The organism is Arcticibacterium sp. SM2516 (assembly GCF_057914865.1).
In genome coordinates, this window is the sequence record NZ_CP195290.1 from 3,296,716 (window position 1) to 3,308,256 (window position 11,541).

The following is an 11,541-nucleotide window of genomic DNA, read 5'->3' on the forward strand; positions in this document are numbered from 1 at the left end:
GAATGATCAGTAATCAAGAAATAGTAGAAGATTTGGTCAGTCACTTTGGTGGAGCTGTAACCGAATTTGAAGAGCCTTATGGCCTCTTAACATTTTCTACTACGCCAGATAATATTATAAATATTCTAAAGTATCTTAACCAAAGTGATACGTTAAAGTTTAAATTTTTAACCGACATCACTGGAATCCATTTCCCTGATGCCAAAGGAAAAGAGTTTGGAGTTATTTATCATCTTCATAGTTTTGAAAATGCCGTTAGGGTAAGAATCAAAGTATACTTACCTAAAGATGACATTAATATTCCTACTGCCATAAGTCTTTATGCCGGAGCAAACTGGATGGAGCGTGAAACTTTTGATTTCTACGGAATCAACTTCACTGGACATCCAAATATGACTAGAATACTGAATATGGACGAAATGGATTATCATCCTATGAGAAAGGAATATCCATTAGAAGATGCAACCCGCGAAGATAAAATAGACGCCCTTTTTGGAAGATAATATATGGCAGAAGAAATAAACATACCGAAACTGACTTCTGAAGCTTTAGCTCTCAATCTTCCTATTCAAGAAGAAAGAGAACTAACTACTTTAAATCTTGGTCCTACACACCCTGCCACGCATGGTATTTTTCAGAATGTACTCAAAATGGACGGAGATAAAATTATCTCTGGCGTTCAGACCGTCGGCTATATTCATAGGGCTTTTGAAAAGATTGCGGAACGAAGACCATTTTATCAAATAACTACATTAACCGATAGACTCAACTATTGTTCCTCTCCAATTAACAATTTTGGATGGCACATGACGGTTGAGAAGCTTCTTAGTGTGGAAGTGCCAAAAAGAGCTCAATATATTCGTGTGATATTGATGGAATTGGCTCGTATATCCGATCATCTTATTTGTAATTCTATCTTAGGTGTAGACACTGGAGCTTACTCTGGCTTCTTATATCTATTCCAAGAGAGAGAAAAGATTTACGAAATATACGAGGAGATATGCGGAGCAAGGCTTACTACAAATATGGGTCGTGTGGGTGGCATGGAAAGAGACCTCTCTCCTACCGCTTTAGCCAAAATTAAAGACCTTGTTTATAACTCTTTCCCTAAAGTACTGGCTGAGTTTGAAAATCTTATGAATAGAAATAGGATTTTCATGGATCGTACTGTTAATGTGGGCGGTATTACGGCGGAGAGAGCCATGGAATATGGCTTTACAGGGCCAAACCTAAGAGCGGCTGGTGTAGATTATGATGTAAGAGCAATGGAGCCATATTCCTCTTATGAGGATTTTGATTTTGAGATTCCTGTGGGTCACAATGGTGATACCTACGATAGATATATGGTCAGAAATGCGGAGATGTGGGAAAGCTTGAAAATTATCAGACAAGCCTTAGAAAACCTTCCAGTCGGACCATATTTTGCTAATGAAGACCACTATTACCTTCCTCCTAAGAAGGAAGTTTATAGAAGTATGGAAGCACTTATTTACCATTTCAAAATAATTATGGGAGAGATAGAAGCACCCATAGGCGAGGTTTACCACGCTGTAGAAGGAGGAAATGGAGAATTAGGATACTACTTGGTAAGTGATGGAGGAAGAACACCTTACAGACTTCACTTTAGAAGACCAAGTTTTATATATTATCAGGCTTATTCTGAAATGGTACAAGGTCTAACCATTTCTGATGCCGTAGCCATAATGAGTAGTTTAAATGTAATCGCTGGGGAATTAGATGCCTGACATAAAAGAAAATATCACTTTCACTCCTGAAAGACTTCAGAAAGTTGAAGAAATAATAGCCCGCTATCCCGAAGGAAAGCAGAAGTCCGCCTTATTGCCAATCTTACATTTGGCTCAAGAGCAATTTGGCTGGGTAAGTTCAGAAACCATGGACTACGTAGCCGGAATACTATCTATTCAGCCGGTGGAAGTCTATGAAGTAGCTACTTTTTACACCATGTTTCATTTGGAACCGGTGGGAAAACATGTCATTGAATACTGTAGAACGGGCCCTTGCTGTGTCATGGGAGGCGAAGAGGTCTATGGTCATTTAAAAGACAAACTAAATATTGAAACTGGTCAAACTACAGAAGATGGTTTAATAACCCTTAAAGAAGTAGAATGCTTGGCCGCATGTGGCTGGGGGCCTTGTTTTCAAATTAGAGAAAAGTTCTATTTACACCTTGACAACAATAAAGTTGACGAGATTATCGATGACCTAAGGAGTAAAAACTAATGGCAGACAATATCAAAATATTAACCAAAGATATAGGTACAGAAGGTCTTGAACAGATTGCTGTCTATAAAAAACTAGGCGGTTATTTGGGAGTGGAAAAATCGTTAAAAACGATGTCTCCTGATGAGGTGGTAGAAGAGGTTAAAAAAGCAGGTGTAAGAGGCCGAGGTGGTGCAGGTTTCCCGATGGGAATGAAATGGGGTTTCCTAGCCAAACCTGAGGGTGTACCGAGATATCTTGTATGCAACGCCGATGAATCTGAACCTGGTACATTTAAAGATCATTACTTGATGATGAAAAATCCTCATTTACTCATTGAGGGAATGATCATTTCAAGTTTTGCCTTAGGTGCAAACAAATCCTTTATTTACGTAAGGGGCGAGTTAATGTACGTTATTCATATTCTAGAAAAGGCTATTGCAGAGGCTAAAGCTGCTGGCTATCTAGGCAAAAATATATTAGGAAGCGGTTTTGATTTAGAGTTAATTGTTCAGCCAGGAGGTGGAGCATATATATGTGGTGAAGAAACGGCCTTATTAGAATCTCTTGAAGGTAAAAGAGGGAATCCTAGAAACAAACCCCCTTTCCCTGCAGTAAAAGGTCTTTATCAATGCCCTACCGTCGTAAACAATGTAGAATCCATTGCAAATACACCTTGGATTATTCAAAACGGGGGTGAAGCTTATGCCGAAATGGGCATAGGCAGAAGTACAGGAACAAAATTAATTTCGGCATCTGGTCATATTAAAAACCCTGGGGTTTATGAAATTCAATTAGGGCTACCTGTTGAAGAATTTATTTACTCAGATGAGTATTTAGGTGGAATTAGAGATGGTCATGAATTAAAAGCTGTAGTAGCTGGTGGTTCTTCCGTACCAATTTTACCTGCTCACCTTATTTTAAAAACAGCTGCAGGAGAGTCAAGACTTATGACATACGAATCTCTTTCAGACGGTGGCTTTCAATCTGGTACAATGCTGGGTTCTGGTGGATTTATAGCCATGGATGAAACCACTTGTATTGTAAGAAACACTTGGAACTTTACAAGATTCTATCGCCATGAATCTTGCGGACAGTGTTCTCCATGCCGTGAGGGTACAGGCTGGATGGAGAAGGTTCTTTACAGACTAGAGCATGGAAAAGGAAACGAAAAAGACATAGACTTGCTTGTAGACGTTGCCAAAAGAATAGAAGGAAATACCATTTGCCCCCTAGGCGATGCGGCAGCTTGGCCAGTAGCAAGTGCTATTCGTCATTTCAGAGATGAGTTTGAGTGGCATATTAGACACCCAGAGCAAGCCACAACAAAAGGCGTATATTTTTCAAAATTAGCAATGACTTTGGCTTAAAATGAAAGGTCTATTCTATAGTATAATTGTATTTCTTTTTACCCTCCTGATAGCGGAGGTAGTTTTATCTTTTTTCATAAAACTACCAGATCCCTATGCCCACTTAAGAGTGAAATCGTACACTACAGGCGAGGTTATTAGATTACAAAACCGTAGAAACTCAGATTTTGCATTTCTTTTCAGACCAAACGAGCTTTTTCCGGAAACAGAATCTTTGGTAAACGATATTCATATCAACAACTTCGGATTTAGGCACAATGATGATATAGATACTACTAAAGATGAATTTAGTATTTATGCCATAGGCGGAAGCACCACTCAAGGTTATGACTACCCTTACGAAAAAAGCTGGTGTCAAATACTCGAGAGACATTTAGAGGAATCATTGAAACAGCCTATCAATGTCTATAACGGCGGCACGGCAGGATCGGCCATGTTTGATCATATTTCTTTGCTCCAAAACCGCGTTATACATTTGAAACCGGATATGGTTATTTTGTTCGCGGGGGTTAATGATTTAAATGTGTTGATGGGAGATAATAACCTTTTAAGGTTTAATGACATTCCCGTTTCAAGCGAACTTATTCGCTGGCCAAAATTGCTACTAGGTAAATCTACCATTTTTAGATTGGGCATAAATGCTAAAAATAGATTTAATGCCAAGTCTACAAAAATTGATCACCTAAAAGAGAGAAAACATAGACCTATACCCTCAGGAACAGATATTCATTTCTCTGACCATTTAATACCTCCGATACAAACGCAAGAATTGCCCTTAGGAAGTAATCCAAATGTCAATTTTGACTATTATGAGAAAATGGTGACCTCGTTCATAGGTATATGCAAAGCCAACGATATTCCAGTTATCCTTATGACTCAGCCTACAACTTGGCTTTCTGAAGACAAAACGCTTCAAAAATATCACTGGATGAACAAGAACAAAGATTTCAAATTCTCTAAAGATTTTATGCAAAAATCTATGGACAAAATGAATAGCGACATGGAAAAGGCCGCTATAAAGCTTGACGCCCCTGTTTTAAGACTTGATAAAATTATACCGAATAACGGAGAATATTTCTATGACGACTGCCATTTCACCCCTAAAGGATCTGTTTTTACGGGAGATGCAGTGGCTAGTTTCATTTCTGATAATAAAATAATGACCATTAAATAATGGAAAACACTATAAAAGTAACAATAGACGGTGTGGAAACAGTGGTTCCGCAAGGAACAACCATTCTGCAAGCTGCAAGGCAAATTGGACCAGAAGTGGCTCCTCCGGCTATGTGTTATTACAAACCTCTGGAAAAATCAGGAGGAAAATGCAGAGCCTGTCTTGTTAAAGTAGTTCAGGGTTCGGAAAAAGATCCAAGGCCTATGCCAAAACTTGTGGCATCGTGCATTACGCCAGCCCAAGATGGAATGGTTGTAGAAAACTATACCAACGAAGAGGTCGTAGACACCAGAAAAGGTATAGTGGAATTTCTTTTAATCAATCATCCTTTGGATTGCCCAGTTTGTGATCAGGCAGGTGAATGTCATTTACAAGATTTCTCTTTTAAACATGGAACGGAAACGCAGCGTTTTGAAGAAGAAAGAAGAACTTTTGAAAGAGAAGACGTAGGCGATAAAATTCAGCTTCATATGAATCGCTGTATATTATGCTACCGATGTGTGCATACGGCAGACCAAATTACGGACGGTAGATGCCATGGCGTTATGAACAGAGGAGATCATGCAGAAATTAGCACTTATATCGGTCAAGCGATTGATAATGATTTCTCTGGAAATATGATTGACGTTTGTCCAGTAGGAGCTTTAACGGATAAAACATACCGCTTTAAAAACAGAGTTTGGTTTACGAAACCAATGGATGCTCATAGAGATTGTGACAAATGCTGTGGTAAAGTACATCTATGGTATAAAGGTGACGAAATTATAAGAGTTACGGGCAAAAAAAATCAATGGGGAGAAGTGGAGGAATTCATCTGCAACACCTGTAGATTTGAGAAAAAAGAAACAAAAGATTGGACCATTGAAGGTCCAGCCCAAATGGATCGCCATTCTGTTATGTCTGCCAATAAATATAGAGCTGACTTGGTTAAGAAGCCTGCTTTTGCATTAGAATATGCTCAGCATAACTTTAAGAATATAGATGACAGCAGGCCTTATGACAAAAATCTAGAAGAGATTAAACAATCTGATGACTATAAGGCATTAATGGAAAAAAACGAAGACTTTAAATTGTTAGAAGATTAATTTTATGGAAGGAGTTATAATCATAAAAGGTTTAATTGTTTTCGGCATTTTTGCCCTATCTCTTACAATAGCTGCATACGAAACCTATTTCGAAAGAGTTATAGCAGCATATATACAAGATAGAGTTGGACCAGATAGAGCGGGACCTTTTGGACTTTTACAACCACTAGCGGATGCTGGAAAACTTTTTTTTAAAGAAGACTTTGTCCCTACCCTAGCAGACAAATGGTTATTTATCTTTGGACCCGCTCTAGCGATGTTAACCGCTTTAATGACCAGTTCTGTAATACCTTTTGGAAATAGTATCATCTATGAAGGTCAAAAGATCTTAGTTCAGGTTATTGAGGTAAATATTGGTATCTTATGGGTTTTTGGTGTGGTATCATTGGGTGTTTATGGCATTCTTATTGGCGGCTGGGCTTCCAATAACAAATACTCACTTTATGGGGCTATTAGAGCTGCATCGCAAAACATCTCTTACGAATTAGCAATGGGTTTATCCATTATCGCCATTGTTATGATGTCTAGCTCTTTGTCTCTAAGAACCATTGTAGAAGGTCAGCATGGTGGTAGTTGGAATGTATTCTACCAACCTTTAGGTTTTCTTATCTTCTTGGTTTGTGCCTTTGCAGAATGTAACAGAACACCATTTGACCTTCCAGAATCTGAGAATGAACTGGTTGCAGGTTACCATACAGAATATGGTTCTATGAAATTAGGCCTTTACCTATTCTCTGAATACGTCAATATGTTTATTACTTCTGCGGTTATTGCCACACTTTATTTTGGTGGTTTTAATTTTCCAGGCATGGATTGGGTATCTGTTCAATTAATAAGTCAATTTGGAGAAACGATAGGTCATAATCTTACAACTTTAATAGGTACAATGGCTTTCTTCGGGAAAATCTTCTTCTTTATATTCTTATTTATGTGGGTAAGATGGACATTGCCGCGATTTAGATATGACCAACTCATGGATTTAGGATGGAAAGGACTTTTACCTTTGGCCGTTGTCAATCTTATTATTACGGCGGCAGCAGAGCTTTCAGGTCAACCATTTTTGGTAAACTGGATAGGCTTAGCTGTATTTATTGCTCTTGTTTACGCTTATTCATTTCTGTTTTCAACAAAAAAAGCAACACTCTGATATGCAATTAACCAATAGAGCTAAAAAGACAGATAAAACACCTTTAACGCTGGCGGAGAAAACATATCTTCCAGGTATTGCGAAAGGAATGGGAATAACCTTAAAACACTTTTTTTCCAAAAAAGTAACCATAAGATATCCCGAACAAAAAAGATATTTAGGGCCTATATTTAGAGGGCATCATATCTTAAAAAGAGATGAAGAGGGCAGAGAAAGATGTACGGCATGCGGTCTTTGTGCCGTTGCTTGCCCAGCAGAAGCCATTTCCATGGTTGCTGCTGAAAGAGTGAAAGGAGAAGAATCTCTTTACAGAGAAGAAAAATATGCCGCTTCGTATGAAGTAAACATGCTTCGCTGTATTTTTTGCGGTTTATGTGAAGAAGCGTGCCCTAAAGAAGCTGTCTATCTAAGACATGATAAATTTGTACCTGTTTTCACCAGTCGTGACCAAGTTATTTATGGCAAAGACCAACTTGTAGAAGACATGAATGAAAGATACGAAAGAGACGCATGGACCAAAGAGGAAATGCAAAAACTTTGGGAACAACAAAAACCAGTTAATTACTAATATCGACGTCAAATGGACTTTATCAATAATTTACAAAACATGACTTCGACCCAATGGCTTTTTTATGTCATTTCGGTAGTTACCTTATTTGGTGCTTTGGGTACCATAATGTCTAAAAACCCAATTCATAGTATTATTTATTTAATACTTACTTTCTTTTCCCTGTCTGCTCATTATATCCTTCTTAATGCTCAGTTCATTGCCGTTGTAAACATCATTGTTTACGCTGGAGCCATTATGGTGCTTTTCCTCTTTGTGGTTATGTTTCTAAATATTAAGGAAGATACCGCCCCAGCACTTCATAATAATAAAGTGATGATAGCTGCCACTATAGTTGGAGGTACCATTGCTCTTATTCTTATTGCGGCCATAAGAATGACCGACATTCCTAGAACTAATCCTGCTACTTATCAGGCTAAAACAGGCTTCATAGAGACTTTAGGGACACTTTTATACAGTAAGTATCTATTACCTTTCGAATTAGTATCTATACTATTTCTTGTGGCTATGACAGGTGCTGTCATGTTAGGTAAAAGAGAAAAGGGCGAAAGACATTTCTAGTGTTTTCTTCAGATAGGTTAATATTCTCTCAAATTACCTCTTCAGATGAAAAGGAATCTTTAGAGATGTCGCAAAGCGATGAGGTAATGACATACATTACTTCAACAAGACTATCCCTATCTGATGCTAAAGAGAGATTTGAATATCAACTTCTCGTTAATAAGGAGAACCCAAAAATTGGGTTTATAAAGGCTGAACTTAGAGAAGATAATACCTTTATTGGGTATGTAAAAATCACTGCAGTTCAAGAAGGTATCTTGGAAGTAGGATACGCCATTTTTCCTATCTATTGGCAAAAAGGTTTCGGAACAGAAATGTTAAAAGCCATAATAAACTATGCTTCCTCTCTAAGCAGTTTTAAAACGCTTTTAGCCATTGTTGATTTGGAAAATACGCCATCTATTCATGTTTTAACAAAACAAGGCTTTATCTTTCACAAAGAAATAATAAAAGATGGCAAAAAAATAGCTCATTACATTAAAGCAATAAATTAAAATGGCTCTACTACTTCCCGTAAAAGGCATATCTCCTACAGTTCCAGCTTCTTCATGGTTAGCCCCTAATGCCACTGTGGTAGGCGATACCCAAATGGGTGAAGATTGTACAGTTTGGTTTAATGCTGTGCTTAGAGGCGATGTAAATAGCATTAGAATAGGAAACAGAGTTAATATACAAGATGGTGTAGTGATTCACTGCACCTATGAGAAAACCAAAACCATCGTTGGTGACAATGTAAGCATTGGACATAACGCCATACTGCATGGATGCGTAGTAGAAGAAGAGGTTTTAATAGGCATGGGTGCTATCGTCATGGACGGAGCTGTAATAGGCAAAAACTCCATCATTGGTGCTGGAGCAGTGGTTACCTCAAATACAAAAGTTCCTTCGGGTCAAATTTGGGTTGGAAACCCTGCCAAATACCTTAAAGATGTTTCGGACAAAGCAGGAGAAGTATTTATGCGAACAGCAGACAACTACCTCACTTATGCAGGCTGGTTCGGAAAGAAATAAAAACTCGCTAGTGACCTCTCAAAATCATTTCTAATACGCCACTAATTGCTGCTACGCATAATGGCATCTCGTGATCCTTCCGATTTCGGAATATAATCACCCTTTTTCCAAGCTTTATTGGTAAACGTTCCGTCTTTAATAGACTTAATAAAACTAGCCCAAGCAAACGGACTGGTCAAAGGATTTGTAGTGATAGTACCTCTACTTTGAATATGCATAAGCTGTTGATTCATCGCATATCTATAATTGGCATCGGCACTCATTCCTTGCATCGCAAAAGCCCTATCTAAGTTTTCTCTACTTAAGTTCTCTTCCATATTAGCTCGCTCACGAGAATTTGGTAATTCCATTTCTATCAGGGCTAATTTAAACTCCTCTTCTGTGCTAAATGGATAAACTTTAACTTCTTTTAACATAGTGGCATCCTGTCTTAGCTCCACAACTGCCGAATAAGACAAACTCACATCGGAAGGAATTATATGATATTGTTTCTTAAAACCTAGGTAACTAAAAATGATACTATCCCCAGGAAATACGTTCAACAGGAAGTAACCCTTATCGTTTGTCAAAGTACCCCTACCAGCCCTCTCATTGATGATATAAGCCCCTGGAAGCGGCTCGTCGTTATCTCCATCAATCACAAAACCACTAAAGGTGACAAACTTCTTTTCACCTTGGGCATAAGTTTTACCAACGGCCAGAAAAGCCATTAAACACATTACAAAAAGTATCTTCTTTTGACGCATTAAGCGAATATTTTGAGAAAAGTAAGAATAAAAGGCATGGAAAGCAAAAGACCATCAAACCGGTCTAAAAACCCTCCATGACCTGGAATAAGGCTTCCAGAATCTTTGATAGCTATACTTCTTTTAAAGAGCGACTCTACCAAATCTCCTAAGGTGCCAGTTATCACAATAATTGCTGCCACTACCATCCATTGCCAAGGCTCTAGGGAAGTGTAATACCTTGAAAAAATTAACGCCACAATCAAAGAGCTTATTGCCCCACCAAAAAGCCCTTCCCAGGTCTTTTTCGGAGAAATTCTTTCAAACAATTTACGCTTACCCATCATAGTACCTACGAAATAAGCACCACTATCGTTGACCCAAAGGATAACTAAAACTCCTAAAACTAAAAGAGGCTTATAATGGTGTGCTTCCATGGCCAGCTCATTAACCAGAGCAAAAGGTACCGCCACATAAATTATCCCTAAAAAAGTATAACCTAAATTCTCAAATGGCTTAGGATCCTTACGTTTATATAATTTTATAAAAAACGTAATAGCCAATAATGGTATAATGGTATAATAAAATTTAAACGGCCAGTCTCCCTTCTCCACAAAAAAGGTTAAAGTATTTAGTACGGTACCACAAATAGTTCCATAAATAGACAGCGGTATGTTTCCATTTAAACCCACCAGTTTATAAAACTCATACTGTGTCATGATTGATAAAAACAGAAACACCAACCAAAAACTGTATTCAGAATAAAATATTCCGCTGATAATAAGGGTAACCCCAACTAGTGCTGCAATGATGCGTTGGGTAAGGTTAGAATATTTACTCAGATTCATTCTTATTTAAAAAAACGTCAATTATTACTTTAGCCACTTCGGCTACTTTAGATTGGGTATACAAAATATTAGCACCAAAAACAGGATACATCGTATCCTTCTTATTTACAATAAAACACTTGATTTCATTATTTTCAAGTTCATTCTTAAGCAATTCCGCCTGCATGGCATTCTTTGTCTTATGAACTATTTGCCAATTAGCCGATTCTGTAGAAAGTATCATTTAGTCCATTTTAATGTTTGTAAAAGATGAATACAATCTTCTTTTAAATAATCTACCAAAGGTCTTAAAGAATCGTTTAAAGTAGGCTCCATCAAATATAAAGCTCCTCTTAGATAATGCTGAGAAGTGTCGGAAACATAAAACTGAAAATGACTCGGTACTTCACCTTCCAATTCGATGATTACGGCCTTTTTCCCAGAATCTAAAGTTAATATCTTTTCTACTTGAGAATCAGCCTTCACATGATGTTTGCCAGCCAACTTATAAGCATCATCAATTAATTTGGACAACTTATTCAAGTTTCCTCCTAAAGGTTTATACGTCAATTGTATTCTCGTCTCTAATTCTGGATAATATAAAATTATCCAATGTGGTTCAGCCTGCCCAAAAGTATCTGGTTGTACAATGGCACTTTTAGAATACTCAAAAGAATATGGATGCTCTTCGGCTAGTTCTTGATACTCATGTTTTGGTAAATCAAGCCTATTAAACCCCCTCGGTTTCGGAAAATAGTCAGAAGTACCACCACAGCCCATAACCGCTATAATCAGCACAAAAAAAGGTATAATCTTAATATTTCTTGGCATTGAGCTCATTATTAGAATTTAC

At 37.7% G+C, this 11,541-nt stretch carries 15 protein-coding genes; 11 read left to right on the plus strand and 4 right to left on the minus strand.

Going from position 1 to position 11,541, the window contains the following annotated elements; all coding sequences use genetic code 11:
• Positions 1-2 precede the first annotated feature (2 nt).
• From ACSBFT_RS13680 to ACSBFT_RS13730, 11 genes are read left to right on the plus strand one after another with little or no spacing between them, the layout of a single operon-like run.
• The gene (locus tag ACSBFT_RS13680; protein ID WP_489601054.1) at positions 3-503 is read left to right on the plus strand and encodes an NADH-quinone oxidoreductase subunit C; all 501 of its coding nucleotides are present in this window, start codon (positions 3-5) and stop codon (positions 501-503) included.
• A 3-nt stretch (positions 504-506) separates the two neighbouring features.
• Positions 507-1,745: an NADH-quinone oxidoreductase subunit D gene (locus ACSBFT_RS13685; protein WP_463047633.1), complete on the plus strand. Its 1,239-nt coding sequence runs from the start codon at positions 507-509 to the stop codon at positions 1,743-1,745.
• Positions 1,738-2,241: an NADH-quinone oxidoreductase subunit NuoE gene (gene nuoE / locus ACSBFT_RS13690; RefSeq protein WP_463047634.1), complete on the plus strand. Its 504-nt coding sequence runs from the start codon at positions 1,738-1,740 to the stop codon at positions 2,239-2,241. The genes ACSBFT_RS13685 and nuoE overlap by 8 nt, the downstream gene beginning before the upstream one ends.
• On the plus strand, positions 2,241-3,590 hold the full coding sequence (gene nuoF, locus ACSBFT_RS13695) for an NADH-quinone oxidoreductase subunit NuoF (RefSeq protein WP_463047635.1): 1,350 nt from the start codon (positions 2,241-2,243) through the stop codon (positions 3,588-3,590). The genes nuoE and nuoF overlap by 1 nt, the downstream gene beginning before the upstream one ends.
• Position 3,591: 1 nt before the next feature.
• On the plus strand, positions 3,592-4,764 hold the full coding sequence (locus tag ACSBFT_RS13700; protein ID WP_489601055.1) for an SGNH/GDSL hydrolase family protein: 1,173 nt from the start codon (positions 3,592-3,594) through the stop codon (positions 4,762-4,764).
• Positions 4,764-5,849, plus strand: coding sequence for an NADH-quinone oxidoreductase subunit G (locus ACSBFT_RS13705; protein ID WP_463047637.1), 1,086 nt, complete (start codon positions 4,764-4,766; stop codon positions 5,847-5,849). The genes ACSBFT_RS13700 and ACSBFT_RS13705 overlap by 1 nt, the downstream gene beginning before the upstream one ends.
• A 4-nt stretch (positions 5,850-5,853) precedes the next feature.
• Entirely contained in the window at positions 5,854-6,996 is a 1,143-nt protein-coding gene (gene nuoH, locus ACSBFT_RS13710) for an NADH-quinone oxidoreductase subunit NuoH (RefSeq protein ID WP_463047638.1), read from the plus strand.
• 1 nt (position 6,997) lies between these two features.
• A complete protein-coding gene (locus ACSBFT_RS13715; protein ID WP_463047639.1) occupies positions 6,998-7,564 on the plus strand; it encodes a NuoI/complex I 23 kDa subunit family protein in 567 nt (188 codons plus the stop codon).
• Positions 7,565-7,576: 12 nt separating this feature from the next.
• On the plus strand, positions 7,577-8,125 hold the full coding sequence (locus tag ACSBFT_RS13720) for an NADH-quinone oxidoreductase subunit J family protein (protein WP_489601056.1): 549 nt from the start codon (positions 7,577-7,579) through the stop codon (positions 8,123-8,125).
• On the plus strand, positions 8,125-8,619 hold the full coding sequence (locus ACSBFT_RS13725; protein ID WP_463047641.1) for a GNAT family N-acetyltransferase: 495 nt from the start codon (positions 8,125-8,127) through the stop codon (positions 8,617-8,619). The genes ACSBFT_RS13720 and ACSBFT_RS13725 overlap by 1 nt, the downstream gene beginning before the upstream one ends.
• 1 nt (position 8,620) lies before the next feature.
• Positions 8,621-9,136, plus strand: a complete 516-nt coding sequence (locus tag ACSBFT_RS13730) for a gamma carbonic anhydrase family protein (protein WP_463047642.1) — start codon at positions 8,621-8,623, stop codon at positions 9,134-9,136.
• Between the two features lie 41 nt (positions 9,137-9,177).
• On the opposite strand, the gene ACSBFT_RS13735 is transcribed toward ACSBFT_RS13730, so the two are convergent.
• The 4 genes from ACSBFT_RS13735 to gldD are packed head-to-tail and all read right to left on the minus strand — an operon-like array spanning position 9,178 to position 11,519.
• Positions 9,178-9,882 carry a carboxypeptidase-like regulatory domain-containing protein gene (locus tag ACSBFT_RS13735; RefSeq protein WP_463047643.1) on the minus strand — a complete coding sequence of 235 codons (705 nt, stop codon included), beginning with the start codon at positions 9,880-9,882 and terminating at the stop codon, positions 9,178-9,180.
• Positions 9,882-10,709, minus strand: coding sequence for a phosphatidate cytidylyltransferase (locus ACSBFT_RS13740; protein ID WP_489601057.1), 828 nt, complete (start codon positions 10,707-10,709; stop codon positions 9,882-9,884). Before ACSBFT_RS13740 ends, ACSBFT_RS13735 begins: the two co-directional genes overlap by 1 nt.
• Complete coding sequence (locus ACSBFT_RS13745) at positions 10,696-10,932, minus strand: putative signal transducing protein (protein WP_463047644.1); 237 nt, start codon at positions 10,930-10,932, stop codon at positions 10,696-10,698. Before ACSBFT_RS13745 ends, ACSBFT_RS13740 begins: the two co-directional genes overlap by 14 nt.
• On the minus strand, positions 10,929-11,519 hold the full coding sequence (gldD, locus tag ACSBFT_RS13750; protein ID WP_489601058.1) for a gliding motility lipoprotein GldD: 591 nt from the start codon (positions 11,517-11,519) through the stop codon (positions 10,929-10,931). Before gldD ends, ACSBFT_RS13745 begins: the two co-directional genes overlap by 4 nt.
• Positions 11,520-11,541: the final 22 nt, after the last annotated feature.

What these genes read in the sequence shown, in the direction of transcription:
- ACSBFT_RS13680 (WP_489601054.1), top strand. Translation starts at nt 3, where the DNA reads ATGATCAGTAATCAAGAAATAGTAGAAGATTTGGTCAGTCACTTTGGT.
- ACSBFT_RS13685 (WP_463047633.1), top strand. Translation starts at nt 507, where the DNA reads ATGGCAGAAGAAATAAACATACCGAAACTGACTTCTGAAGCTTTAGCT.
- nuoE (WP_463047634.1), top strand. Translation starts at nt 1,738, where the DNA reads ATGCCTGACATAAAAGAAAATATCACTTTCACTCCTGAAAGACTTCAG.
- nuoF (WP_463047635.1), top strand. Translation starts at nt 2,241, where the DNA reads ATGGCAGACAATATCAAAATATTAACCAAAGATATAGGTACAGAAGGT.
- ACSBFT_RS13700 (WP_489601055.1), top strand. Translation starts at nt 3,592, where the DNA reads ATGAAAGGTCTATTCTATAGTATAATTGTATTTCTTTTTACCCTCCTG.
- ACSBFT_RS13705 (WP_463047637.1), top strand. Translation starts at nt 4,764, where the DNA reads ATGGAAAACACTATAAAAGTAACAATAGACGGTGTGGAAACAGTGGTT.
- nuoH (WP_463047638.1), top strand. Translation starts at nt 5,854, where the DNA reads ATGGAAGGAGTTATAATCATAAAAGGTTTAATTGTTTTCGGCATTTTT.
- ACSBFT_RS13715 (WP_463047639.1), top strand. Translation starts at nt 6,998, where the DNA reads ATGCAATTAACCAATAGAGCTAAAAAGACAGATAAAACACCTTTAACG.
- ACSBFT_RS13720 (WP_489601056.1), top strand. Translation starts at nt 7,577, where the DNA reads ATGGACTTTATCAATAATTTACAAAACATGACTTCGACCCAATGGCTT.
- ACSBFT_RS13730 (WP_463047642.1), top strand. Translation starts at nt 8,621, where the DNA reads ATGGCTCTACTACTTCCCGTAAAAGGCATATCTCCTACAGTTCCAGCT.
- ACSBFT_RS13735 (WP_463047643.1), bottom strand. Translation starts at nt 9,882, where the DNA reads ATGCGTCAAAAGAAGATACTTTTTGTAATGTGTTTAATGGCTTTTCTG.
- ACSBFT_RS13740 (WP_489601057.1), bottom strand. Translation starts at nt 10,709, where the DNA reads ATGAATCTGAGTAAATATTCTAACCTTACCCAACGCATCATTGCAGCA.
- ACSBFT_RS13745 (WP_463047644.1), bottom strand. Translation starts at nt 10,932, where the DNA reads ATGATACTTTCTACAGAATCGGCTAATTGGCAAATAGTTCATAAGACA.
- gldD (WP_489601058.1), bottom strand. Translation starts at nt 11,519, where the DNA reads ATGCCAAGAAATATTAAGATTATACCTTTTTTTGTGCTGATTATAGCG.